General features: G+C 54.3%; 25 protein-coding genes and 1 tRNA gene. 8 read left to right on the top strand and 18 right to left on the bottom strand.

The genetic code is table 11. The features are described from left to right. Positions 1-8: 8 nt before the first annotated feature. The 3 genes from L103DPR2_RS04405 to L103DPR2_RS04415 are packed head-to-tail and all read right to left on the bottom strand — an operon-like array spanning position 9 to position 2,394. Complete coding sequence (locus tag L103DPR2_RS04405; RefSeq protein WP_055359924.1) at positions 9-632, bottom strand: L-threonylcarbamoyladenylate synthase; 624 nt, start codon at positions 630-632, stop codon at positions 9-11. A 14-nt stretch (positions 633-646) separates the two neighbouring features. Then, positions 647-1,543, bottom strand: coding sequence for a DMT family transporter (locus L103DPR2_RS04410; protein ID WP_055359925.1), 897 nt, complete (start codon positions 1,541-1,543; stop codon positions 647-649). Continuing rightward, positions 1,540-2,394, bottom strand: coding sequence for a 3',5'-nucleoside bisphosphate phosphatase (locus L103DPR2_RS04415; protein WP_055359926.1), 855 nt, complete (start codon positions 2,392-2,394; stop codon positions 1,540-1,542). Before L103DPR2_RS04415 ends, L103DPR2_RS04410 begins: the two co-directional genes overlap by 4 nt. 73 nt (positions 2,395-2,467) lie before the next feature. On the opposite strand from L103DPR2_RS04415, the gene L103DPR2_RS04420 reads away from it, so the two are divergent. Next, a complete protein-coding gene (locus L103DPR2_RS04420) occupies positions 2,468-2,719 on the top strand; it encodes a YfhL family 4Fe-4S dicluster ferredoxin (protein WP_055359927.1) in 252 nt (83 codons plus the stop codon). 28 nt (positions 2,720-2,747) lie between these two features. Here L103DPR2_RS04420 and pth read toward each other — a convergent pair whose 3' ends face one another. From pth to L103DPR2_RS04455, 7 genes are all read right to left on the bottom strand, one after another. Beyond that, the gene (gene pth / locus L103DPR2_RS04425; RefSeq protein ID WP_055361846.1) at positions 2,748-3,356 is read right to left on the bottom strand and encodes an aminoacyl-tRNA hydrolase; all 609 of its coding nucleotides are present in this window, start codon (positions 3,354-3,356) and stop codon (positions 2,748-2,750) included. A 77-nt stretch (positions 3,357-3,433) separates the two neighbouring features. Then, a complete protein-coding gene (locus L103DPR2_RS04430) occupies positions 3,434-4,060 on the bottom strand; it encodes a 50S ribosomal protein L25/general stress protein Ctc (protein ID WP_055359928.1) in 627 nt (208 codons plus the stop codon). An 87-nt stretch (positions 4,061-4,147) separates the two neighbouring features. Then, positions 4,148-5,125 carry a ribose-phosphate pyrophosphokinase gene (locus L103DPR2_RS04435; RefSeq protein WP_055359929.1) on the bottom strand — a complete coding sequence of 326 codons (978 nt, stop codon included), beginning with the start codon at positions 5,123-5,125 and terminating at the stop codon, positions 4,148-4,150. A 109-nt stretch (positions 5,126-5,234) separates the two neighbouring features. Continuing rightward, positions 5,235-5,311 (bottom strand) — tRNA-Gln (locus tag L103DPR2_RS04440). Between the two features lie 41 nt (positions 5,312-5,352). Then, positions 5,353-6,231 carry a 4-(cytidine 5'-diphospho)-2-C-methyl-D-erythritol kinase gene (ispE, locus tag L103DPR2_RS04445; RefSeq protein WP_055359930.1) on the bottom strand — a complete coding sequence of 293 codons (879 nt, stop codon included), beginning with the start codon at positions 6,229-6,231 and terminating at the stop codon, positions 5,353-5,355. Beyond that, positions 6,228-6,770, bottom strand: coding sequence for a lipoprotein insertase outer membrane protein LolB (locus tag L103DPR2_RS04450; RefSeq protein ID WP_156339854.1), 543 nt, complete (start codon positions 6,768-6,770; stop codon positions 6,228-6,230). Before L103DPR2_RS04450 ends, ispE begins: the two co-directional genes overlap by 4 nt. A 23-nt stretch (positions 6,771-6,793) precedes the next feature. Beyond that, the gene (locus L103DPR2_RS04455) at positions 6,794-8,494 is read right to left on the bottom strand and encodes a tetratricopeptide repeat protein (protein ID WP_082466712.1); all 1,701 of its coding nucleotides are present in this window, start codon (positions 8,492-8,494) and stop codon (positions 6,794-6,796) included. Positions 8,495-8,571: 77 nt separating this feature from the next. Here L103DPR2_RS04455 and mutM point away from each other — a divergent pair, with 77 nt between their 5' ends. Further along, on the top strand, positions 8,572-9,387 hold the full coding sequence (gene mutM, locus L103DPR2_RS04460) for a bifunctional DNA-formamidopyrimidine glycosylase/DNA-(apurinic or apyrimidinic site) lyase (protein ID WP_055359933.1): 816 nt from the start codon (positions 8,572-8,574) through the stop codon (positions 9,385-9,387). Further along, positions 9,372-10,448 carry an A/G-specific adenine glycosylase gene (gene mutY, locus L103DPR2_RS04465; RefSeq protein WP_055359934.1) on the top strand — a complete coding sequence of 359 codons (1,077 nt, stop codon included), beginning with the start codon at positions 9,372-9,374 and terminating at the stop codon, positions 10,446-10,448. Before mutM ends, mutY begins: the two co-directional genes overlap by 16 nt. Here the strand turns inward: mutY and rapZ are convergent. The 3 genes from rapZ to L103DPR2_RS04480 are packed head-to-tail and all read right to left on the bottom strand — an operon-like array spanning position 10,424 to position 13,866. Then, on the bottom strand, positions 10,424-11,281 hold the full coding sequence (gene rapZ / locus L103DPR2_RS04470; RefSeq protein WP_055359935.1) for an RNase adapter RapZ: 858 nt from the start codon (positions 11,279-11,281) through the stop codon (positions 10,424-10,426). The two genes, mutY and rapZ, sit on opposite strands and share 25 nt — an antisense overlap. 20 nt (positions 11,282-11,301) lie before the next feature. Continuing rightward, positions 11,302-12,966, bottom strand: coding sequence for a DNA repair protein RecN (recN, locus tag L103DPR2_RS04475; protein ID WP_055359936.1), 1,665 nt, complete (start codon positions 12,964-12,966; stop codon positions 11,302-11,304). A 3-nt stretch (positions 12,967-12,969) separates the two neighbouring features. Continuing rightward, positions 12,970-13,866, bottom strand: a complete 897-nt coding sequence (locus L103DPR2_RS04480) for an NAD kinase (protein WP_055359937.1) — start codon at positions 13,864-13,866, stop codon at positions 12,970-12,972. 28 nt (positions 13,867-13,894) lie between these two features. Between L103DPR2_RS04480 and hrcA the strand changes: the two genes are divergently transcribed. Further along, positions 13,895-14,899, top strand: coding sequence for a heat-inducible transcriptional repressor HrcA (gene hrcA, locus L103DPR2_RS04485; RefSeq protein WP_055359938.1), 1,005 nt, complete (start codon positions 13,895-13,897; stop codon positions 14,897-14,899). 21 nt (positions 14,900-14,920) lie between these two features. Here hrcA and L103DPR2_RS04490 read toward each other — a convergent pair whose 3' ends face one another. Genes L103DPR2_RS04490 through L103DPR2_RS04510 form a run of 5 tightly spaced genes read right to left on the bottom strand, consistent with a single transcriptional unit; the run spans position 14,921 to position 19,247 of the window. Then, a complete protein-coding gene (locus L103DPR2_RS04490) occupies positions 14,921-15,448 on the bottom strand; it encodes a VOC family protein (RefSeq protein ID WP_055359939.1) in 528 nt (175 codons plus the stop codon). A 9-nt stretch (positions 15,449-15,457) separates the two neighbouring features. Beyond that, complete coding sequence (hppD, locus tag L103DPR2_RS04495; RefSeq protein ID WP_055359940.1) at positions 15,458-16,537, bottom strand: 4-hydroxyphenylpyruvate dioxygenase; 1,080 nt, start codon at positions 16,535-16,537, stop codon at positions 15,458-15,460. Continuing rightward, positions 16,530-17,465 carry a hydroxymethylglutaryl-CoA lyase gene (locus tag L103DPR2_RS04500; protein WP_055359941.1) on the bottom strand — a complete coding sequence of 312 codons (936 nt, stop codon included), beginning with the start codon at positions 17,463-17,465 and terminating at the stop codon, positions 16,530-16,532. Before L103DPR2_RS04500 ends, hppD begins: the two co-directional genes overlap by 8 nt. Before the next feature lie 30 nt (positions 17,466-17,495). Then, positions 17,496-18,779: a Y-family DNA polymerase gene (locus L103DPR2_RS04505; RefSeq protein WP_055359942.1), complete on the bottom strand. Its 1,284-nt coding sequence runs from the start codon at positions 18,777-18,779 to the stop codon at positions 17,496-17,498. Between the two features lie 27 nt (positions 18,780-18,806). Further along, positions 18,807-19,247 carry a LexA family protein gene (locus L103DPR2_RS04510; RefSeq protein WP_055359943.1) on the bottom strand — a complete coding sequence of 147 codons (441 nt, stop codon included), beginning with the start codon at positions 19,245-19,247 and terminating at the stop codon, positions 18,807-18,809. A gap of 227 nt (positions 19,248-19,474) precedes the next feature. On the opposite strand from L103DPR2_RS04510, the gene L103DPR2_RS04515 reads away from it, so the two are divergent. The 4 genes from L103DPR2_RS04515 to L103DPR2_RS04530 all read left to right on the top strand — a co-directional run bounded on the left by L103DPR2_RS04515 (position 19,475) and on the right by L103DPR2_RS04530 (position 22,339). Further along, positions 19,475-19,714 carry a helix-turn-helix domain-containing protein gene (locus L103DPR2_RS04515; protein ID WP_055359944.1) on the top strand — a complete coding sequence of 80 codons (240 nt, stop codon included), beginning with the start codon at positions 19,475-19,477 and terminating at the stop codon, positions 19,712-19,714. Next, the gene (locus tag L103DPR2_RS04520; protein WP_055359945.1) at positions 19,711-20,970 is read left to right on the top strand and encodes a HipA domain-containing protein; all 1,260 of its coding nucleotides are present in this window, start codon (positions 19,711-19,713) and stop codon (positions 20,968-20,970) included. Before L103DPR2_RS04515 ends, L103DPR2_RS04520 begins: the two co-directional genes overlap by 4 nt. Before the next feature lie 19 nt (positions 20,971-20,989). Beyond that, positions 20,990-21,277, top strand: a complete 288-nt coding sequence (locus L103DPR2_RS04525; protein WP_055359946.1) for a DUF1330 domain-containing protein — start codon at positions 20,990-20,992, stop codon at positions 21,275-21,277. Positions 21,278-21,373: 96 nt separating this feature from the next. Further along, positions 21,374-22,339: an MBL fold metallo-hydrolase gene (locus tag L103DPR2_RS04530; RefSeq protein ID WP_055359947.1), complete on the top strand. Its 966-nt coding sequence runs from the start codon at positions 21,374-21,376 to the stop codon at positions 22,337-22,339. Positions 22,340-22,342: the final 3 nt, after the last annotated feature.

Genomic DNA, 22,342 nt, shown 5'->3' on the forward strand with positions numbered 1-22,342 from the left:
GCGGCTGTTTACAAACCCAGCAGGGCAATGTCGCCCAAACCTTGCCTTACCACCTCGATGCCATCCCCTGTGCAATCGACCACGGTGGTGGGTTCACGGTTGCAGGCGCCGGCATCGATCACGCCAGCGATGAGTTTCTCGTAACGATCGCGAATTTCTTCGGGATCGTTCAGCGGATCAGTTTCATCGGGTGGAATGAGGGTGGTGGCCAGCAGGGGCGCGCCATGCAGTGCCAGCAATTCTTGCAGTACGGCATTTTCTGGCACACGCAAGCCAATCGTCTTGCGTTGAGGATGACTCATTCTTCGAGGCACTTCTTTGGTGGCTTCTAGAATGAAGGTGAAGGCCCCTGGCGTGGCTTGCTTCAACATTCTGAATTGGGCGTTGTCCACTTTGGCGTAGTTGGCCAACTCACTCAGGTCGCGGCACAAAATGGTGAGATGGTGTTTGTCATCAACACCGCGTACTTTGCGCAAATGATCGGCCGCAGCCTTGTCGTCCATGTGGCAGACCAGTGCATAACTGGAATCGGTGGGCACGGCCAGCACGCCGCCTTGGTTGAGCAAGGTCACTGCTTGTTTGAGCAAGCGTTGTTGGGGGTTTTCGGGGTGAACAGAAAAATACTGGGCCATGTCAATTCAAACGCTTAAGACTCAATGGGTAAAACTTGGATGCGACTTTCGCGCACCGTCAACCAGGCGCCCAACGCACCACACAAGGTGACCACGCCCATGCCAACCAAAGTCCATTGGTCGGGCATGTGGTCAAAGACCAACCAACCCCCCAACATGGCAAACCCAATTTGCGTGTAGAAATAAGGTGTGAGCACGGTAGCAGGTGCTTTGGAAAATGCTTTGATCAACAGGTAATGCCCCACCGTGGCAAAGCTGCCCATGATGAGCAGTTGTGCCCACACAAATCCATCGGTGGGAAGCTCCCAAACGAAGGGCAATACAAAGGCGCCCAGTGCTGTCCCCACCCAGCCGGTCAGAATGTTCATGGTGATGGGGTCTTCGGTTTTGGCCATTTTGCTGGTGAGCAAATGAAAACTGCCATTGGTCACAATCAGCATCAAGGGAAATATCAAAACCCAATCAAAGTGTTGGGTGCCAGGACGCACCATGATCAGGGTGCCAATGAAGGCGCCAATCACCAAGGCCCAACGGAGCTTGCGCACTTTCTCGCCAAGCACCATGGCGGCCACTACAGTGACCACCAGGGGCGTGATGGATGCAATGGCGGTGAACTCGCCAACAGGCATGTGCTTCAAACCATAAAACGCACACAGGCTGCTCCCAAACAAGAGCGCGCCGCGCGCCAATTGAAATCTAGGGTGATCGGTTTTGAAGAGGGCCATGCCGCGTTGTGGCAAAAAGAAAACGGTGCTGAACAAGGCTTGAATCAGGTAGCGAAACCACAAAGCCAACATCAATGGAACACTGGCGCTGACGTGTTTGGTGGTGGTGTCCAGTATCGCAAAACATGCAACAGACAAAACGATGAAGCCAATGCCGGCGAGCGTTTGAGCAGGGGCGTGTTTCACTGGATCCGGTCTGACAACAGTTCCCACACGGGGGTCAGTTGCCCTGGTAACCAAGGCAAGGTGCCGAGGTCGGTGTGGCTTTCCTCGGGGCTGTGGAAGTCGCTGCCGCGAGAGGCTGCCAATTCGAATTCGAGCGCAGTGTCTGCGTATTGCAAGGCATCGGCGCTGGAATGACTGCCAGTGATGACTTCAACGGCGCGGCCACCGTGGTTTTTAAATTCAGTGAACAGCGCAAACTCTTCGTTGGCTGTGAAGCCATAACGTGCGGGGTGGGCAATGACGGCAATGCCGCCAGCGCCCGTGATCCATTTCACGGCATTCTCAAGCGAAGCCCAGCGGTGCGGCACAAAGCCGGGTTTGTTTTCGGTGAGGTACTTGCGAAACACTTCAGAGGTGTCTTTGCAAACGCCGGTTTCAACCAAAAAGCGTGCAAAGTGTGTGCGTGAAATGAGTTCAGGATTGCCAACGTATTTGAGGGAGCCCTCGTAGGCGCCCATGATGCCCACCTTGGCCAAACCCTCTGACATTTCTTTGGCGCGCTCGCTTCGGCCGCCGCGTGTATTGCGCAGACCTTGCACCAAGGCTTCGTTTTGATGGTCAAAACCCAAACCCACAATGTGGACGGTTTTGCCTGCAAAGGTGATGGAAATTTCAACACCGGTGAGGTACTTCATGCCCTCGGCTTTGGCTGCCGCCATGGCACGTTCTTGGCCACCAATCTCGTCGTGATCGGTGAGGGCCCACAATTGCACGCCGTTGGCTTTGGCGCGCGCGGCCAAGGCTTCTGGCGTGAGCGTGCCATCAGAGACCACGGAGTGGCAATGTAAATCGGCGTTGAGTAAGGGTTCCACAGGGGTATTTTAGGCGCAGTGGTGCAGGCTGTCTTGTCTGCCTGATAATTCGGGCAGAAACAGTGAGATTGCTATGGCCTTGATGATCACCGATGAATGCATCAATTGCGATGTGTGCGAACCTGAATGTCCCAATCAGGCGATCTACCTCGGCCCGGAAATTTACGAAATTGACCCCAACAAGTGCACCGAGTGCGTAGGCCATTTCGACGAACCCCAATGTGTGCAGGTGTGCCCCGTGGCCTGTATTCCGGTCAATCCACAGCACGTGGAAACCAAAGAGACCTTGTTCCAAAAGTACCAGCGCCTGCAAAACGCGGCTTGAAAGCAGGGGCTGCCAAAGGAGGCAGTGCTTAGACCCCTTCAGGTCGGGGAGGCTTGGGACGGGGTGGTTTGCTGGTGTGAATTTGCACCATGGCTTTTTCCATGTTGCCCTCCATCAGCAAATCGGCCGCTTTGACCGAGCGTGCAATGCTCTCGTGAATCAATTCGCGTTGTTCGGCCATGGGCTTTTTAAGCACCCAATTGGCCACTTCTGATTTAGCGCCAGGGTGACCAATGCCCAAACGCAAGCGCCAATAGTCGCCCGTACCCAATTGGGCGTGAATGTCGCGCAGCCCATTGTGGCCGGCATGGCTGCCGCCAAACTTCAACTTGGCCTGGCCTGGCACCACATCGAGTTCATCGTGCACCACCAAAATTTCTTGGGGTGCAATTTTGAAAAATTTGGCCAGAGCGCCTACAGACTTGCCCGACAAGTTCATGAAGGTTTGAGGCTCTAGCAACCAAATGGTTTGTCCTTTGACTTGGGTGCGCGCCACTTTGGCGAAATAACTTTTGTCGGGAACCAGGTTGGCATTGAGTTCGCGTGCCAAGGCGTCGATCCACCAAAAACCAGCGTTGTGGCGGGTGTCCTCGTATTCGGCGCCTGGGTTGCCCAAGCCAACAAACAGTTTGATCATGTGTGAGTATAAAAACAAAACAACCCGCACAAGGCGGGTTGTTTGAAACACAAAAAGTGTTGAAAGGGTGTGAAGAATTACTTCTTCTTGCCTTTGGCATCCGCAGCAGGTGCTGCGTCGGCTGCAGGAGCGGCTTCTTCAACTGCTGGGGCCACCACAGACACCAACACGGGGTTTTTCTTACCGTGTGTGATGGCTTTCACGCCCTTGGGCAATGTGATGTCGGCCAGGTGCAAAGAAACACCTTTCTTCAAACCAGACAAATCAACGTTGATGGCTTCTGGCAAATCGGCTGGCAAGCAAGCGATTTCAAGCTCATTCATGATGTGATTGATCAAGCAAGCGTCTACTTTGACAGCAGGAGAAACGTCTTCACCTGTGTAATGGATTGGCACTTTGCGGTTCAAAGTGGTCTTGGCATCAACGCGTTGGAAGTCGATGTGCAAAACCAATTGTTTGTAAGGGTGCATTTGGAAGTCACGGAGCAACACTTTGGTTTCTTTACCGTTCAATTCCATGTCCAAGATGCTTGCGTGGAAAGCTTCTTTTTTCAGGGCGTGCCACAGGGCATTGTGATCGAGTTCGATCAGTTGGGGTTGTTGATCCACACCGCCATAAACAATACCAGGTGTCTTACCTGAATTGCGCAGACGGCGGCTCGCACCCGTACCTTGCATAGAGCGCTCAAAAGCGACAAATTTCATAACTCACTCCAAGTTGAGTCGACCGCGACCAGTACGACTCTGTTTTAAAAAGGACTGCCGAACAGCAGCCCACATTGATGTTCCAGATCAGTCTTGATCTGTGAACAAACTCATGACCGACTCGCCGTGGGCAATGCGCTGAATGGTTTTGGCCAACAGCGGCGCCACAGTGAGTTGGCGAATTTTGGGGCAAGCCGCAGCGGCTTGTGACAACGGAATGGTGTTGGTCACAACCACTTCATCGAGGGCAGAACCTTTGGCAATGCGGTCGATGGCGGGGCCCGAGAAAATAGGGTGTGTGCAATATGCGTAAACTTTTTTGGCGCCGCGCTCTTTCAAAACCTCAGCGGCTTTGACCAAGGTGCCAGCCGTGTCAATCATGTCGTCCATGATGACGCAGTTGCGGCCGTCGATGTCGCCAATGACGTGCATCACTTCGCTCACGTTGGCCTTGGGACGGCGCTTGTCGATGATGGCCAAATCGCAGTTGAGTTGTTTGGCCAAAGCACGTGCGCGAACCACGCCGCCCACGTCGGGGGAGACCACAATGAGGTCTTCGTAGTTTTTTTGGCGCAGGTCACCCAAAAGCACGGGCGAGGCGTAAATGTTGTCGACGGGAATGTCGAAGAAACCTTGAATTTGGTCGGCGTGCAAGTCCATGGTGAGGACGTGATTGACGCCCACCGCTTGCAACATGTTGGCTACAACTTTGGCCGTGATGGGCACACGCGTGGAGCGTGGGCGACGGTCTTGGCGGGCGTAGCCAAAGTAAGGAATGATGGCGCTGATGCGACCAGCTGAGGCGCGCTTCAAAGCGTCGACCATGATCAGCAGTTCCATCAGGTTTTCGTTGGTGGGGGCGCAAGTGGACTGGATGATGAACACGTCGCGCGCACGCACGTTTTGGTTCAAGGTGACAGTCACTTCACCGTCTGAGAAACGGCCGACATCGGCCAAACCCAGCGAAATGTCCAACTCGTAGGCAACTTCGGCCGCCAACACAGGATTGGCATTGCCCGTAAAGACCATGAAGTCTGATGTTGAATTTGTGTTGGATGGCAGCATGAGCGTCTCAGCGATCAAATGATGGGCCGATGCGGGTTAGCGCATAAATTTCAATCCACGACACGTTTGACTGTGTCGTATTGGACGCATGTGACTGCGTGCAAATATTTGGCAGGGGAAGAAGGATTCGAACCTTCGCATGCCGGAATCAAAATCCGGTGCCTTAACCAACTTGGCGACTCCCCTACACGGGTTGGCAGTGATGGAAAACCAAAACTACCGACCGATCAATCGTCGCTGGAGGCCCAACCCTTTTGGGGGTGAACTTCCAAATTGCCACACATTCGGATTTTCCAATTTTGCCAAGTTGCTGGAACTTGAGGCATTTGACTTAAATCCGTGCCGCGTGGCACTTGCGCAAACACTGCACTCCCGGAGCCCGTCATTCTGCCTTTGACAACAGCTGAAGCCAGTCTGGCTGTTTCAAGCCAGGCGATAGATTCGCTGATTTGGGGGCAGAGGCGCTGGGCCACTGGTTGCAGGTCGTTGTGGCCAAAGCCATACGGGTCTGCTGCAAAGACCGAAATTGTAGCAGGCTTTGTATCCCGCTTTAATGCCTGATCCCCAAAAATTTTAGAAGTTTCAAGACCTTCTGGTGGTTTGACCACCGCAAATTGGGCGGGCGACAAGGTGACAGGGGTCATGATCTCGCCAATTCCCTCGACCCAAGCGTTGTGACCCCTGATGAAAAAGGGCACATCGGCACCCAATTGAAGTCCCAATTGGGCCAATTGGTTCACCGAGTAATTCAGGTTCCACAACTTGTTCAAGGCCAGCAAACACGTGGCTGCATCAGATGAGCCGCCGCCCATGCCCGCCTGGGCCGGGATGGATTTGTCGATGGCAATGTGAGCGCCCATTGAGGTGCCACTGGTTTGTTGCAACAAGCGTGCGGCCCGGGTGATCAGGTCGTCTGCGGGCAGGGGAACGCTGAGGTCTTCTCTGCTAATTTGCCCATTGGGACGAACCTCAAAGTGCAGGGTGTCGTACCAATCGATCAGCATGAAAACCGACTGAAGCAGGTGGTACCCGTCTGTCCTGCGCCCCGTGATGTGCAGGAACAAATTGAGTTTGGCTGGCGCCAAAACGTTTTGCAGCGACTTCATGGTTCAAAGGCAATGCGAAGCACCGTGCGGGGTGCGGGTTGAACGCGTTCAAGCACCAGGCGTCGCAAATGCCATTCGCTGACATCGACGTTCCAGCCCTCGGCGGGTGTGGGTTTGCCGCCCAGCCAATCGACCAATGCGGCCGTGGGCAAAGGTGTACCGGTCAATTTGTAGACCAAGCTTTCAAGGTTGGCCGCATAGCCCACTTGACTGCCCTGAATCAGTTTGGCGCTTTGTGCCGTCCACTCCAAGCGGGCCATTTGCAGGCCCAGTGGGTTGTAGATGTTCAAGGTGCCATCGGGCCAACCCCCTGTCAAATCAAAGGAAGAGATGAAGGACTGAGGTGGTTGCGTGTCAATTTGCAATGCAAAGCGGCCTGCCTTGAAGGCTGGCGCAGGGGTGTCGGCTTGCACCGTGACCACCTGATTGTCTGCAGGTGCAGAGGCGGGTGGTGTGTAGGTTGGGGTTGCCACCGTGCTGGCAGCACAAGCCGACAGCAAGACGCTGGCCATGCAACTCATTAACCCCAAGCGTTTCATGCGCAGTCCGGCTTTCAGCACGTTCAGGGTTTGAAGTTGAATTGCTTGAGGGTTTCAAGCAGGGTTTCGTTGTCGGCCTTGAGCATCAGGCCTTCCCGCCAGATGGTGCCCGCTTTGTCTTTTTGACCCAAGCTCCAATGCACTTCGCCCAAATGCGCTGCAATTTCTGCATCGGGGCGGGCTTTGAATGCGGCTTCCAAAATTCGAAGCGCTTCTTGGAGATTGCCTGCGCGGTATTCCAACCAACCCAAGCTGTCTTGAATGAAGGGGTCGCGCGGGGCCAGTTGCACCGCTTTCAAAATGAGTTCGCGGGCTTCATCCAAACGAATTTTGCGGTCGGCCAAAGAGTAACCGAGGGCGTTGTAGGCATGGGGGTCATTGGGTTTGGCTTTGATCATGCCGCGCAGCAGACTTTCCATTTGCTCGAAGCGGCCCAACTTTTCACACAGCATGGCCATTTCGGATTGCAGATCGGTATCGGCTGGAAATTGGGCCAAAGCTTTTTCAATCGTGGCAAACGCTGCGGGAATTTGTTTGTCTTCACGCAACCACTGAGACAGCGCCAAGGCTTTGAGCCTGACTTCTTGCGGGTTGCTGGTTTTGACTTGCTCCAGCACTTTCAGGCCTTCTGCTTTGCGGCCTTGTTGTGCCAACAAAGCGGCGCGGCGACTGGCCACTTTCAAGGGGTCGGCTTCGGCTGGAATTTTGGCTAACCATTCGTCTGCGATTGCAAAACGACCTTGTTTTTGGGCCATTTGAGACAAAGCCAAATACGCCTCTGAAACACCGCCCATGCGGTCGGGATCATTGGCGTTGGTGGCCAACTTCAAATACTGTTGAAGCGATTGCTCTGCTTGCAGCACTTGCGACAAGTCACTTTGCAGCAAGCCTAAAAACAACCAGCCCGGTGCAAATTCAGGATGTTGTTTGGTGAGTTGAGAGAGTTGAGCCAACGCAGGCTGCATTTGGTCCAAGTCAATCAAAGTGCGGGCATAGCCCAAACGCAAATCGGGCAAGGCGTCGCCCGACATGTACTGCGAAATCATGGGCTGAACTTCGTCGGGCACGAAGTTGAGCAAACTCAAAGCCAACATGATGGGGCCAGGCGCTCGGCGATTGGCCGCGTGACCTGCGCGTGCGGCTTCGGCGGCCGGTTGAATTTCGCCTGCGTCACGCTTCATGCGGCCAATGGTGGTCCAAGCTGTCGCAGCTGTTTCGGGATTTTGAATGGCGCTCGACAGGGCCTGCTCCACAATTTTGGCGGCGAAGTTTTTGTCTTGTACGCGGCTGAAGACGCGGGGGATAGAGCCTATGGCATTGGACTGCTCGCTTAGCGGTAGGCTAGCAATGCTGGTTTTGAGCGCCCGACCTGCTTCTTCAATTCGATTGAGGGCCAACAAAATCTGCAAGATGTAGCGGTTGGCCTCTTGCGATTCAGGCAAGCTGGACTTCCAGCTTCTGGCGGCTTGCAAGGCTGCCTCGCCTGAGCGAGATTGCAATGCCAATTCGGTGGCGCGTTGGTAAAGTGCTTCGTCTTTGGTTTTGCGCGCTGCATCCAAAATGATGGCAAAGCCAGCACCCGGCTCACCTGCTTGCACATTGAGTTCGCCCAACAGCAGTTGGTAAAACAAAACCGCATTGAGGTTGGAGTTTTCAATGGGCGGTTCTGCACATACCCCCGCTGTGGCCCAGACCAATGCAATCGATGAAAACCAATACTTCATAGAGGCATCATAATCCACGAGCCCTTGCGACGCAGGGTTTGGCCCTTTATTTTCACTCTGTCCTGTCTGCCGATTCGATGCCTGAATTGCCCGAAGTAGAAGTCACCCGGCTCAGTTTTGCCAGCCGGATTGAAGGCGCGCGCGTTGTGGCCCTGCACATGGGCAAGCCATTGCGTTGGCCTTTGGGTGTGGCCCCTTCGGTTTTGGTGGGGCAAAGCGTCTTGCGCGTGCGCAGACGCGGCAAGTACTTGCTGCTGGACATGGACCGCGGCGTGTTGATGCTGCACTTGGGCATGTCGGGCAGTTTGAATTTCGCCCCAACGCAGGCGCCTGCTGGCAAACACGATCACATGGACTTGGTCACCACCCAGGGTACTTTGCGCTTGCACGACCCTCGAAGGTTTGGCGCTGCCGTTTGGTCGGCGTCAGAACATCACGAGCCTGCCCTGAAATTGCTCAGCAAATTGGGCATGGAGCCCCTGACCGATGGCTTTGAATTGAAGTTGTTTCAAGTAGGGCTTAAAAAGCGCTCTGCGCCCATCAAACAAGTGTTGTTGGCGGGTGATGTGGTGGTGGGTGTTGGCAACATCTATGCCTCGGAAGCCTTGTTCATGGCCGGTATCAAACCTACTGTGAAAGCCGACAAAGTGAGCGGCCCTCGGGTGGCCAAGTTGCACGCGGCCATTCGCCAAGTGTTGGCACGCGCCGTCGAACAGGGCGGCAGCAGCCTCAAAGATTTTGTGAATGCGCAGGGCAACACCGGGTACTTTCAATTGGAAGCCGCGGTGTATGGCCGAACGGGCTTGCCTTGCCGGACATGTGAAACGCCCATCAAGCAAATTGTGCAGGGGCAGCGCTCTACTTTTTACTGCCCCGTATGCCAAAAGCGATAAAACCTGCGGTCAGTTTGGCCGAGACCTTGGTGGCATGGCAGAAGGTGCATGGCCGCAACCACTTGCCCTGGCAAAACACACGTGATCCTTATCGGGTGTGGTTGTCTGAAATCATGTTGCAACAAACGCAGGTCAGTACAGTGCTGGCGTACTACGCCAAGTTTTTAGAAAATTTTCCCACTGTGGCCGATTTGGCGGCAGCGCCCCAAGACAAAGTGATGGGCCTGTGGAGTGGATTAGGCTATTACAGCCGTGCGCGCAATTTGCATCAATGCGCCAAAGATGTGGTGTCACGCTTTGGTGGTGAGTTTCCAAACAATTCAGAAGCCTTGATCACCTTGCCAGGTATCGGCAGATCCACTGCGGCCGCTGTGGCGTCGTTTTGTTTCTCGGAACGTGTGGCCATCATGGATGGCAATGTGAAGCGTGTTCTCACGCGCGTGTGGGGCTTCGCAGATGATTTGTCGGTGGCCAAGAACGAAAAAGTGTTGTGGCAAATGGCGCAAGAGGCGCTACCTACTCGAAACCTCCAAACCGCCATGCCGCGCTACTCACAAGCCATCATGGATTTGGGGGCCACGGTGTGCTTGCCGCGCAAGCCCCATTGCGATGAATGCCCTGTGCAAACGCAATGCAAAGCCCATGCACTTGGCGAACCCGAAAAGTATCCCGTCAAAACGCGCAAGCTCAAACGCAGCAGCGAAGTGCTGTGGCTGATGCTGGCGCAAAACGCGCGGGGTGAGGTGTGGTTGGAAAAAAGACCTGCGTCTGGCATCTGGGCCAGCCTTTACAGCTTGCCTGTCTTTGATTCAGAGGAAGCGATGCAAGCTGCTTTAACGCCGTCATTGCAAAAGGCTTCGCTTGCTGGCGCTTTGAAGTGGGACGTGTTGCCTGCTTTCAAACATGTGCTGACGCACAAAGATTTGCATTGTCACGTGGTCAAACTCAAAGCAGTCAAAGGAGCGCCTGTGTTGTCCGAGGGCGCGTGGTGGTCAGAAAAAGAATGGACCTCGTTGGGCTTGCCACAGCCCGTGCGTCACTTGCTGTCGAGTTCTCTGTGACGCTTTAAAGTCAGCCAATTGGCAGCAAAGCGCTGGCTGAGTTTTTCGACCAAATAAACCGAACGATGTTGACCACCCGTGCACCCAATGGCCACGGTGATGTAGTTGCGGTGGTCTTTTTCAAGCGCAGGTAACCATTGGTCTAAAAAACTCTCAATTTGACTTTGCATCAAATTGACTTCGGAATAGCTTTGCAAAAACTTTTGCACAGGCTCGTCTTTGCCCGACATGGGGCGCAGCGCCGACTCGTAGTGCGGGTTGGGCAACATGCGTACATCAAACACGTAATCGGCATCGAGTGGGATGCCGCGCTTGAAGGCAAAGGATTCAAACACCAAGGTGAGTTTGGCAGCGGGCGAGCTGACCAAAGATTTCACATAGCTTTGCAGCTGTGCGGCGCGCAGCAAGCTGGTGTCGATGATGTGCGCAGATTCGCGCAGATTGGACAAGAGCTCGCGTTCGTACTCAATGGATTCGGTCAGCGCGCGTTCGCCTTCGGCCGCATTTCTGCCAGACAAAGGGTGGCGACGTCGTGTCTCGGAATAGCGGCGCAGCAAAGTGTCGGACGCAGCATCGAGGTAAATGGACGTGACTTGAAAGCCTAAATTGCGCAAGACTTCCAATTGACCCGGCATCATGGGCAAAGAAGTGGCACTGCGCACATCAATGGCAATGGCCACACGCTGTTCTTTTTGATCACGCTCTAGTTCAGCAAACGGAATGAGCAGTTCGGGTGGCAGGTTGTCGACGCAATAAAAACCTGCATCTTCCAGCGCGTGCAAAGCCACGGACTTTCCGGAACCCGACATGCCAGTGATCAATACGATTTCCATGATGTCCAGACTTCAGAAATTTACTTGGTCAGCATTTCGCGCGCATGCGCCAAGGTGGTGGCAGAGAGTTTTTCGCCGCCCAGCATGCGTGCAATTTCGGTCACGCGCTGCTCACCGGCAATGTGCGACACGTTGCTGCTCACACCTTCTTTGCTGCTCGACTTGCTCACCAGCAAATGGTGGTCTGCGCAAGAGGCCACTTGGGGCAAGTGGGTGACGGCCAGAACTTGGCGGTGCACGCCCAATTGCTTCATGAGGCGGCCTACTGTTTCGGCCACAGCACCGCCAACACCCGAGTCAACCTCGTCAAAGATCAAGGTGCCTGCTTCGCCCAACTCGCTGGTGGTGACGGCAATGGCCAAGGCAATGCGCGAGAGTTCTCCGCCAGACGCCACCTTGCCAACAGGGCGAGGCGTGCTGCCAGCGTGACCCGCTACCAAAAACTGAATGTCTTCCAAGCCATGCTGCGCAGCATCGTCTAATGCAATCAGAGCCACTTCAAATCGGCCACCTTGCATGCCCAAGTTTTGCATGGCCTGCGTCACAGCTTGTGACAATTTGGGCGCCGCTTTTTTGCGCTGTTGCGACAGTTTTTTAGCCTCGGTTTGATAGGCTTGACCGGCCGCTTTGGCTTGTGCTTCCAAGCCTTCTAAATCGCTGGCAGCTTCCAAGGCATTGAGCTCTTGTTTCCAACCTGCCAGCAAGCCCGCGAGTTCTTCGGGGGGGCGTTTGTAGCGGCGCGCTAAAGACATCCACTGCGACATGCGCTGATCCAGCTCGTTCAATCGATCGGGGTCTAAATCGGTTTTGCGCAAATAACTTTGCAGTGAATGCACTGCATCCTCGGCTTGGGCCAAACTCGACTGCAGCACTTCTGCAATGCTTTGAAATTCGGGCTCGACGTGGGCTTGATCTTGCAAATTGCTGATGGCTTGGGACAGCAAAGCAATGGCGCCGCTAAGGCTGCCCATGCGTGCTGACTCGTCGCCATCCAGGGCGGCCAAGGCCGACTGGCCGGCATCAATCAGGGCTTGCGCATGCGACAGGCGCGTGTGCTGCGTGTTGAGCTCTTCCCATTCATCCAAGGCGGGTGCCAGTTTGTCGAGCTCACCAATTTGCCAGGCCAAGCGCTCTTGCTCACGGCTTAAGGAATCTTGTGCGCTCTTGGCTTGTTGCACCGCTTGCTGGGCTTGACGCCAAGTTTGCCAAGCAGTTTTGAGTGCATCGGTGCTGATGCCCGCATAGGCGTCAAGCAAGCCGCGCACTGCATCTGGGCGCGTGAGGCTTTGCCAGGCGTGTTGGCCATGGATGTCGAGCAGCATTTCGCCCAAGGCGCGCAATTGGGTGGCAGTGGCTGGGCTGCCATTGACCCATGCGCGGCTTTTGCCTTGAGGGTCGACGCTGCGTCTGAGCAAAAGTGTGTCAGCGACTTCGAATCCTGCTTCTTCTAAAACCGCGTTCGCTTGCGGCGGGCAGTCAAATTCAGCTGACACTTCGCAACGCGCGGCACCTTCGCGCACCACGCTGGAATCTGCGCGTTCGCCGAGTGCCAATTGCAGGGCATCGATCAGGATGGATTTGCCAGCGCCTGTTTCGCCTGTGAGCACGCTGAAGCCTTGCGATAGATCGAGGTCGAGTTGGCGCACGATGACAAAATCGCGCAGACTGATGTGACGCAGCGCCATGGCTTAAACGCCTCCCTCGTTCCAGTGCATTTTTTTGCGCAAGGTGTCAAAGTAGTTCCATCCTTGTGGATGCAAAAACCGCACTTTGTGAATTGACTGCTCGACGGTAATTTGATCGCCCAACAACAGGCTGGCCAAAGACTGCATGTCAAAGTTGGCACTGGCGTCGCGGCCCGACACAATTTCAATGCTGATGTGCGAGGTGTCCGGCAACACGATGGGACGATTGGACAGTGTGTGCGGCGCAATAGGGGCAATGACCCAGCCGCCCAAAGTGGGATGCATGAGCGGGCCACCGGCCGACAAGGAATAAGCGGTGGAGCCTGTGGGCGTGGCCACAATGAGGCCGTCGGCACGCTGCGTGGCCACAAAGCGGCCATCGACTTCAATGCGAAGTTCCACCATGCCCGAGGTGGCACCGCGGTTGACCACCACGTCGTTCATGGCAAAGGTGTCAAACACACAATGCTTGTCGCGCCACACCTTGGCGTGCAGCATGCTGCGCTGCTCTTCTTCAAATTGGCCCACCAGCATAGGCTGGAGGGTTTGCTCAAACTGGCCCATGGGAATATCAGTGATAAAGCCCAAGCGACCTTGGTTGATGCCAATGAGCGGCAATCCGTATTGCGCCACCTGGCGGCCAATGCCCAGCATGGTGCCATCGCCACCAATCACCACGCCCAAATCGCATTGCTGGCCGATTTCGGCCATTTTGAGGGTGGGGTAGAGGTTGAGGCCTAGATGCTCGGCGGTGCCGGCTTCCAGCACCACTTCGGCGCCGATGCGACTGATGAATTGGGCCACATCGTCCAGTACCCGACGCGAGCTTTCCAAAGCCGCGCCAGAAACCACGGCGTGGTACTTGCCAAAAAGCGCAACGTGACGAAATTTAGACTTCATTCGCAAATTACATCATTAAAATGACCGAATGCTAGATGATCGTGCCAAGTTATTGCTCAAAGCGCTGGTTGAACGCTACATTGCGGACGGCCAGCCTGTGGGGTCCCGCACGCTGTCCAAGGCGTCCGGGCTTGAATTATCCCCTGCCACCATTCGAAATGTCATGTCCGACCTCGAGGAGTTGGGCCTGATTGCCAGTCCGCATACATCGGCTGGCAGGGTGCCCACCAATAGGGGTTATCGCCTATTTGTCGACACCATGTTGACGGTTCAAAAGGGCGAATTGCCCACCCAAAGGCTGGCGCCTGACCAACCGCAAAAGGTCATTGCCAACGCCGCCAACCTGTTGTCCAGTTTGTCGCATTACGTGGGTGTGGTGATGGCGCCTAAACGTGCGTCGGTGTTCAGGCACATTGAATTTTTGCGTTTGTCTGAAAAACGCGTGTTGCTGATCATTGTCTCGCCCGAAGGGGACGTGCAAAACCGCGTCATCTTTACCGAGGCTGATTATTCACAAAGCCAGTTGATTGAAGCGTCCAATTATTTGAACGCGCATTACGCGGGCATGGCCATCGAACAAGTTCGCATGCGTGTGAAGCAAGAGCTGGTCAACTTGCAGTCTGAAATTGCCAGCCTCATGCAGGCTGCGGTGCAAATGAGTTCAGAGGCTTTGAGTGAAGACGAAGGCGATGTGGTGATTTCTGGCGAGCGCAACTTGTTGTCGGTGAGTGACTTCTCTAGCGACATGGGCAACTTGCGTCAGGCCTTTGATTTGTTTGAGCAAAAAACGCAGCTCATGCGACTGCTCGATGTGTCTAGTCAGGCTGATGGTGTGCGTATTTTCATTGGCGGTGAAAGCCAGTTTGTGCCCATGCAAGAGTTGTCGGTGGTCAGTGCGCCTTATGAGGTGGACGGCCATGTGGTGGGCACGTTAGGCGTTATTGGTCCGACACGCATGCCCTACGAGCGCATGATTCAAATTGTGGACATCACGTCCAAGATGGTGGGCAACGCTTTGAGTCAGTCGAAGTAAATCGACTGACTCGTTTTTCAATCAAGAAGGTTCATGCATCCAAGCCGCATGCTTGGGTGCGCGCTTGGTTTTGCTCCACTCGTTCAGCATGTCCCACTTCACTTCGTCCAAGGTTTTGTACATCTCGGGCGTGCCGGTGTTGGTGGCCAGTTCCAAACGGTGACCGTTGGGATCAAAGAAATAAATGCTTTTGAAGATGGTGTGGTTGGTGGGGCCCAACACTTCAACGCCATTGGCCTCTAGCTTGGCTTTGGCGGCCAGCAAGGTTTCCATGCTGTCCACTTCGAAGGCCATGTGCTGCACCCACGCAGGGGTGTTTTCATCGCGGCCCATTTCGGGCGAGTTGGGCAATTCAAAGAAGGCCAGCACGTTGCCACCACCTGCATCCAAAAAGATGTGCATGTAAGGATCGGGCGCTTTGGTGGAGGGCACCAAGTCTTCGGCAATGGCCAGCACAAAATCCATGTTCAAGTTTTTGGCGTACCACTCGACGGTTTCTTTGGCGTCTTTGCAGCGATAAGCCGCGTGGTGAATTCTGCTAATTTTCATGACATTCCTTTAGGCGTCTATTTGAAGGGCGCCACGTCTAATTTGATCACGTTCCAAGGACTCAAACAATGCTTTGAAGTTACCTTCGCCAAAGCCCTCATCGGCCTTGCGCTGGATAAATTCGAAGAACACTGGGCCCAACAAAGTTTGCGAGAAGATTTGCAACAACAAACGCTTTTCGCCATTGGCCGTGGAGCCGTCCAACAAGATGCCGCGTGCCTGTAATTCTGCCACTGGTTCGCCATGACCTTTCAGGCGCTCTTCCAGCATCTCGTAGTAGATGTCGTTGGGGGCCGTCATGAGCGGAATGCCGGCCATTTGCAGGGCGTCAACGCTTTTCATCAGGTCGTCCGTGCGCAACGCAATGTGCTGAATGCCTTCGCCGTTGAACTGCATCAAATACTCTTCAATTTGTCCGCCATTTTTGCCAGATTCTTCGTTCAAAGGAATGCGAATGAGGCCATCGGGTGCCGTCATGGCGCGGCTGGTGAGGCCGGTATGTGCGCCTTTGATGTCGAAGTAACGGATTTCGCGAAAGTTAAAAATCTTCTCGTAAAAAGCGCCCCAAAACGCCATGCGACCCTTGTACACATTGTGGGTAAGGTGGTCAATGATTTTGAAGCCATGGCCCACGGGGTGGCGGTCTGCACCTTCAATGAATTCAAAGTCGATGTCGTAAATACTCCTGCCGTCTTCGTAACGATCGATCAAATACAGGGGCGCACCGCCGATGCCTTTGATGGCGGGCAGTCTTAACTCCATCGGCCCTGTCGGCACCTCGACGGGTTGCGCGCCCATGTCTAGCGCACGAGCGTAGGCTTTGTGCGAGTCTTTGACTCGAAACGCCAGCGCGCAAGCGCAAGGACCATGCTCTGCGGCAAAGTAGCCCGCCAAGCTTCTGGGTTCGCGGTTGACAATGAAATTGATGTCGCCTTGGCGGTACAGAACCACGTCTTTGGAGCGGTGTTTGGCCACCAAAGAGAAGCCCATTTTTTCAAACAAGGGCTCTATGACACCCGCCACGGGAGATGCAAACTCTACGAACTCGAAACCGCACAAACCCATCGGGTTGTCAAACAAATCAGCCATGAAGTGCTCCTTTGAAATTCTTGGGCAAGCCAGCGCGCCACAAAGTGCCATTGGTTTGTTCCCCTGTCAGCCATCCAGCCACTTGCTGGCGCAAGGCCAACAGTTTGGGAATATCGATGCCCGTCTTCACGCCACACGCTTCCAGCATAAAGGCCAAGTCTTCGGTGGCCGCGTTGCCGCTGGCGCCAGGTGCATGGGGGCAGCCGCCAATGCCGGCGAGCGACGCATCAAAGCGTTGAATGCCCAGGCTGAGCGTGGCATAGGCGTTGGCCAGTGCCAAGCCGCGCGTGTCGTGAAAGTGGCCGCAGCAGAGTTTGTTGCCAGCGATGCGCAAGGCTTTTTCTACCAGCACGCTGACCGAGTGCGGGTCGGCATAGCCCACGGTGTCGGCCAAACTCACGCGGTCTGCGCCAGCGTCTAACAAGGCCTGCATGAGGCGCAGCACTTCTTCCACTTTCACTTCGCCTTGCAAGGTGCAACCAAACGCAGTACCCACACCCCCTTCAATAAGGGTCTTCTTGCCAGAGGCATCGCGTGCTGCGCGAATGCGCGCCAGCTCTTGCACCACTTCATCGGGCGTTTTGCGCAAGTTGGCCAGGCTGTGTGCATGGCTGGCCGACAAAGGCAAGACCATCAGGTCGGCATCGCCTTCCAATGCGCGTTCGGCACCTTTCAAATTGGGGATGAGCACAGAGGCCGCGAGGCCGGGCAGTGTTTTGGCAAAGGCCAGTACGTCCCAGGTGTCTGCCAGTTGCGGCATGAGTTTGGGCGGTACAAAAGAGCCCACTTCAATTTCGCGCTGACCAGCCGCGTAGGCCTGCTTGACCCACTCTATTTTTTGCGCTGTGGGCAAAATGGTTTGAATGCTTTGCAGGCCATCGCGCAGACCGACTTCTCGAACGATGGCAGTGGCGGGCAAAGTGGGCATGGTGGTGTTTTTAATGGCGAGAAATTCATTCTAGACCACTGGCACCTCTGTCCAATCGGTGGTGTAGTTGGGCGATCGTCTTTCTTGCCGCATTTGCCACCCGCTGTAGGCGCCTTGCGTGGACACCTTCACTGCGCCCCGGCCAAAGCGTTGGTTCAGGGCGTCCAAGGTTTGCATGAGCGTACCTTGCGCAGGCGCAGGCTCTTCTAGCAAGTCGCCTTGGTAGTGCGTGACGGGGCTGATGTCGCTCAACACAATGCCGGCTTTTTTGTATTGGTACTCGGGCTTGTACATGCGCTCGCACAGCGCGTCTACCCATCTGAAAATGACCAGGCTGTCGTTGGTGGGGTAGGGCAGTGGCACGGCCAAGCTGGGTGAGTACTGCGGTAAGTCTTTTCTAAAACGATTGGTGTGTAAAAACGCTTGAATGACAGCCGCTTGGCTGTTTTGTGCGCGCAGTTTGGCGCAGGCGTTGGCCACAAACGTCGACAGCGCATCTTTTAAAACAGGCAGTTCGGTGACCATGTTGCCAAACGACCGGCTGGAAATGATTTGCTGTTTGTCGGGTGTAATTTCTTGCAAATCGACGCAGGGTATTTCTTGTAATTCGCGTTGGGTTTTTTCTATCACCACGCCAAAGTCGGCGCGCAAGGTGGGCGTGTGTGCGGTTTTTAAATCTTGCACCGTGTGAATGTTGTACTCGGCCAAACGCTTGGTGAGCTTGCGACCCACGCCCCACACTTCCTCCACAGGCAATTGTGTGAGTAGCTTGTCTTTTTGTGCTTCAGTGAGCGCGTTGAAATTGAACACACCTTGCGAGCGTGGATGCTTCTTGGCCACATGGTTGGCCAGCTTGGCCAGTGTTTTGGTAGGCCCAATGCCCACGCAAACTGGAATACCCGTCCACTGCATCACGCGCTGGCGCATGGCGTAACTCACCTCGCGCAAGTTGGGTGTGCCGGTGAGGTCGACAAAACATTCGTCAATGGAATACACCTCCGAGCGCGGCGAGTACTCGCTCAAAATTTGCATCACGCGGTTGGACAAGTCGGCGTACAAAGCGTAGTTGCTGCTGAGTGCAAACACACCGTGCTCTGCCACCAATGCTTTGCACTCAAACCAAGGCTGGCCCATGCGCACGCCCAAAGCCTTGGCCTCGTTGGAGCGCGACACCACGCAGCCATCGTTGTTGGACAGCACTACCACGGGCACGTTGCGCAGGTCGGGGCGGAACAAGCGTTCGCAGCTGACGTAGAAGTTGTTGCAATCGACCAGGGCCAGTTGTTGAACGGGTGCTTGTGGGGCAGAACTCATAGCGATGCACGACAGGTTGATGAGGTGTCAATACAGCTTGTGCAAGTTGTAAGTGACCACGCCCCAAACGCTGAGCTCCTCGCCGCTCTTGACCACAATGGGTGGGTACAAAGCGTTTTCGGCGACCAGCTTGACCACGCCACCGCGCTTGTACAAACGCTTCACGGTGAACTCGTTGTTGAGCACGGCCAGCACAATGTTGTTGTGCTTGGCTTCAATGGAGCGATCGATGACGAGGGCGTCACCTTCGTAAATGCCCGCGCCCACCATGGAGTCGCCCTTTACTTTGAAAATGAACGTGGCCTCTTTGTTGCGAATGAGGTGGTCGTTGAGGTCAATGCGTTTTTGGGTGTGGTCGGCTGCGGGCGAGGGAAAGCCAGCGGGCACTTTCCAGGCGCACATGTTGAGCCACAGCTTGGGGGCGGTGGGGTTTATTGGCTGAGGTGTGATGAAAGCAGTTGTAGGCATGCTTCAAATATACTGTACGAAAATACAGCATTCAAGCTGAAATTTTGAAGAGAAAAATGAAATAGCAAGAAAAATTCAAAGGCACTGCGATAATTTTCAATTTATTTTGTTCTCTAAGGATCAAATAGTTAATCATTGGATAAATTTCTAATAATTTTGATCTCATTGGAGCAAAATATGGGTTAAAAAGCCATTATCAAATTAATGTGTTCTTATAAGATCAAATTATGAAGATTGAAACATCACGCATCCATGAGTTGGCCAAAGCGCTAGAAACCGAGCGCAAACGACAAAAATTGTCTCGTGAAGAGGCTGCTGCAGTTTGCGGTGTGAGTACTTCATTCATTCGAGATGTGGAGGCCCATCCAGAAAGCTGCAGTCTTGGCAAGCTTGTGAGGTTGGCCAGTGGCTTAGGGCTCACCTTTCACATCACAGGCTTGTCGCAGACCGAAGGCGACCCATCATGATCCGACTGCGTGTGTGGGCTAACGCCCAACCAATGGGGTGGTTAGGCCATGAGATGGCGCAGTATTTTTTTCAATATGACGAAGAATGGCTCAAGGCCAAAGATGCCTTTCTGCTTGCGCCGCAGTTTGAATTGCGCAAGGAGCCTTATAGAGGCGACGCGGTCAAGACCTTCTTTGGCAATTTATTACCAGAGGGAACGCCACTGGATGAGGTCCTGAATCAGATTCAGCTTCGAGGTGCCAACACCTTGGAGTTGATCGGTGAGTTGGGAGCCGATTTACCGGGCGTTTTGTCTGTATTGCCAGATCATGTCACCCCCAATCAACTACAAAAATACAGCGAGCTGTCAAAAGCGCAACTCAGTGCCAGGGTCAACGCACGTGCAGACAAGCAAGCACTCCTGACTTCGAACGCGCAAACCCGAATGTCACTGGCTGGTGCGCAAGACAAAGTTGGTTTGCGTTACGACGATCAGCGTGGTCTTTTATACGACAGCGTTGCTGGCGCACCTACCACGCACATCGCCAAACCAGACTCTAGGTTGGTGCGCTACCAGCCCAGTGCGATCAATGAATACCTGTGCATGAAATTGGCTGCAGAAATGCAATTGCCTGTGCCACCTGTTTATTTACTTCGCTTGCCTGAAGCGCTTTACGTCGTGCAGCGCTATGACCGTGTTGTTGTCAATGAAGAGATCATTTGTTTGCATCAGATTGACGCCTGCCAGTTGTTGGACGTCGGCTCTGACTGGAAATACGAGCGTCAAGGTGGGTTCGTCAGCCTTAAAAAAATTGTGCATGCGTTTCGAGATTTGAAGCTCTCGGGTAAAGACTTGTTGTCTGTACAACGCTGGGTCATGTTCAATTACTTGATCGGCAACAGTGACGCGCATGCCAAAAATATTTCGTTAATGATTAACAGTCAGGGGTATGTGCTTGCGCCTTTTTATGACCTTTTGTGTGTGCAGGCCTACGGTGACAACGATTTGGCACTTTTTATTGGCGATGAAAACACCTACCAAGCCGTAGGCGCACATTCATGGGAGGCGTTTTGTGCCGATTGTGAATTTGGCTTTAAACCCTCTATGGCATTGTTCAGAAAAATGGCCAAAGACATTGGCAAGTCTTGGGAGAAAACGGTGGGTGCAGCAACTCGCCAGCTTCAGCTAAGCACTGCTGAGACTTTGCTGATAGAAAAAATCGGCGCCATCATCCGTTCTAATAGCAAAGCTGCTTTGTCCATGACATCTAGCTGATCAAACACAAGGAGACCCTATGAGCGCTTATGTGATTTTTGATGTGGAAATTTTTGACTTAACCCGCTACCAAGAATTCATGACGGGCGTTAAACCGGCCCTAGAAGCTGCGGGTGGCAAGTACTTGGCACGGGCCGGCGAGCACCGCGTTTACGAAGGTGACTGGGAGCCTCGGCGCATCGTCATTTTGGAATTTCCCGACATCGCTGCGTTTGAAAGCTTCTACAACGGGCCCATCTACCAGGGCCTTAAAAGCATTCGCGATGAATGCAGTCGCGCGCGCTTGGTAGCTGTACAGGGCTTGTAAGTGTCAAGGCACTGGAAGGGTTATTTCAAAGTACGAGCGCACTTCTAAGTACGCCATTGGTATATTGAGTGTTTATAAAACTGAGGAGACCTCATCATGTTGGACAGACGCTTGTTTTTGGGTGCTGGCATTGCCGGCGCATCCGCTCTTACTTTCTCATCGGTGTGGTCACAGTCGGCCCCCAACTTCGGCTTGCCCGACCTGCCTGCCGTTGGCCACAAGCGCATGAAGCTAGGCAAGATGGAAATCATCGCCTTGAACGATGGCGCTGTGCGCCGCCCCTTGGGCGAAGAGTTTGTGACCAATGCCCCCCTGGAGCAAGTCAAAGCTTTGTTGGCCAGCCAAAACCTGCCCACTGATTACATCGATGTGCCCTACAACCCCTTCTTATTGATCAATGGCGATCAGCGCTACTTGTTTGACACCGGCTTTGCCGACAATGGCCCGCCCACCACCGGTAAACTGGCCGCCAACTTGGCTGCCGTTGGTCTGAAAGCCTCCGACATCAACAACGTGGTGCTGAGCCACTACCATGGTGATCACATCAATGGCTTGCGCAACAAAGCCGGCGAATTGGTGTACCCCAATGCCCGCGTCCACGTGCCCGCCACAGAACACGCTTTCTGGATGGACGATGCCCGCATGGAAGCCGCACCCCCCGCCATGAAAGGCGCCTTCATGGGCGTTCGCCGTGCATTGGGTAATTTGGGTGGCGATCAGTTGGTCAAGTTTGAATCCGGCGCTGCGGTGGCGCCTGGTATTACTTCTGTGGCGGCGTTCGGCCACACCCCAGGCCACACCTTGTTCCGCATGGACTCTGAAGGCCAATCGTTTGCCTATGTGGCCGACATTACCAATGTGCCTTCCCTGTTTGCCCGCGCACCCGATTGGGCTGTCTTGTTTGACATGAACCCTGCCATGGCACGTGTGTCTCGTCGCCGTGTGTTTGACATGTTGGTCAAAGACAAAATGATGGCGGGTGGCTTCCACTTTCCGTTCCCAGCGTTTGGCACGATGGAAGCCAGTGGCAACGGGTATCAGTTCAAGCCTGTCGCTGCGTGATCA

The sequence above is a fragment of the Limnohabitans sp. 103DPR2 genome (assembly GCF_001412575.1).
Taxonomy (GTDB): domain Bacteria; phylum Pseudomonadota; class Gammaproteobacteria; order Burkholderiales; family Burkholderiaceae_C; genus Limnohabitans_A.

Excerpts from the sequence above, each read along its gene's own strand:
- pth (WP_055361846.1), bottom strand. The coding sequence starts at position 3,356 with ATGATCAAACTGTTTGTTGGCTTGGGCAACCCAGGCGCCGAATACGAG.
- rapZ (WP_055359935.1), bottom strand. The coding sequence starts at position 11,281 with ATGGAAATCGTATTGATCACTGGCATGTCGGGTTCCGGAAAGTCCGTG.
- L103DPR2_RS04480 (WP_055359937.1), bottom strand. The coding sequence starts at position 13,866 with ATGAAGTCTAAATTTCGTCACGTTGCGCTTTTTGGCAAGTACCACGCC.
- mutY (WP_055359934.1), top strand. The coding sequence starts at position 9,372 with ATGCCAAAAGCGATAAAACCTGCGGTCAGTTTGGCCGAGACCTTGGTG.
- L103DPR2_RS04435 (WP_055359929.1), bottom strand. The coding sequence starts at position 5,125 with ATGCTGCCATCCAACACAAATTCAACATCAGACTTCATGGTCTTTACG.
- L103DPR2_RS04490 (WP_055359939.1), bottom strand. The coding sequence starts at position 15,448 with ATGAAAATTAGCAGAATTCACCACGCGGCTTATCGCTGCAAAGACGCC.
- L103DPR2_RS04430 (WP_055359928.1), bottom strand. The coding sequence starts at position 4,060 with ATGAAATTTGTCGCTTTTGAGCGCTCTATGCAAGGTACGGGTGCGAGC.
- L103DPR2_RS04530 (WP_055359947.1), top strand. The coding sequence starts at position 21,374 with ATGTTGGACAGACGCTTGTTTTTGGGTGCTGGCATTGCCGGCGCATCC.
- L103DPR2_RS04455 (WP_082466712.1), bottom strand. The coding sequence starts at position 8,494 with ATGAAGTATTGGTTTTCATCGATTGCATTGGTCTGGGCCACAGCGGGG.
- L103DPR2_RS04505 (WP_055359942.1), bottom strand. The coding sequence starts at position 18,779 with ATGAGTTCTGCCCCACAAGCACCCGTTCAACAACTGGCCCTGGTCGAT.
- L103DPR2_RS04420 (WP_055359927.1), top strand. The coding sequence starts at position 2,468 with ATGGCCTTGATGATCACCGATGAATGCATCAATTGCGATGTGTGCGAA.
- L103DPR2_RS04405 (WP_055359924.1), bottom strand. The coding sequence starts at position 632 with ATGGCCCAGTATTTTTCTGTTCACCCCGAAAACCCCCAACAACGCTTG.
- hrcA (WP_055359938.1), top strand. The coding sequence starts at position 13,895 with ATGCTAGATGATCGTGCCAAGTTATTGCTCAAAGCGCTGGTTGAACGC.
- L103DPR2_RS04510 (WP_055359943.1), bottom strand. The coding sequence starts at position 19,247 with ATGCCTACAACTGCTTTCATCACACCTCAGCCAATAAACCCCACCGCC.
- L103DPR2_RS04515 (WP_055359944.1), top strand. The coding sequence starts at position 19,475 with ATGAAGATTGAAACATCACGCATCCATGAGTTGGCCAAAGCGCTAGAA.
- L103DPR2_RS04520 (WP_055359945.1), top strand. The coding sequence starts at position 19,711 with ATGATCCGACTGCGTGTGTGGGCTAACGCCCAACCAATGGGGTGGTTA.
- L103DPR2_RS04500 (WP_055359941.1), bottom strand. The coding sequence starts at position 17,465 with ATGCCCACTTTGCCCGCCACTGCCATCGTTCGAGAAGTCGGTCTGCGC.
- ispE (WP_055359930.1), bottom strand. The coding sequence starts at position 6,231 with ATGAAGTCGCTGCAAAACGTTTTGGCGCCAGCCAAACTCAATTTGTTC.
- L103DPR2_RS04450 (WP_156339854.1), bottom strand. The coding sequence starts at position 6,770 with ATGAAACGCTTGGGGTTAATGAGTTGCATGGCCAGCGTCTTGCTGTCG.
- recN (WP_055359936.1), bottom strand. The coding sequence starts at position 12,966 with ATGGCGCTGCGTCACATCAGTCTGCGCGATTTTGTCATCGTGCGCCAA.
- mutM (WP_055359933.1), top strand. The coding sequence starts at position 8,572 with ATGCCTGAATTGCCCGAAGTAGAAGTCACCCGGCTCAGTTTTGCCAGC.
- hppD (WP_055359940.1), bottom strand. The coding sequence starts at position 16,537 with ATGGCTGATTTGTTTGACAACCCGATGGGTTTGTGCGGTTTCGAGTTC.
- L103DPR2_RS04525 (WP_055359946.1), top strand. The coding sequence starts at position 20,990 with ATGAGCGCTTATGTGATTTTTGATGTGGAAATTTTTGACTTAACCCGC.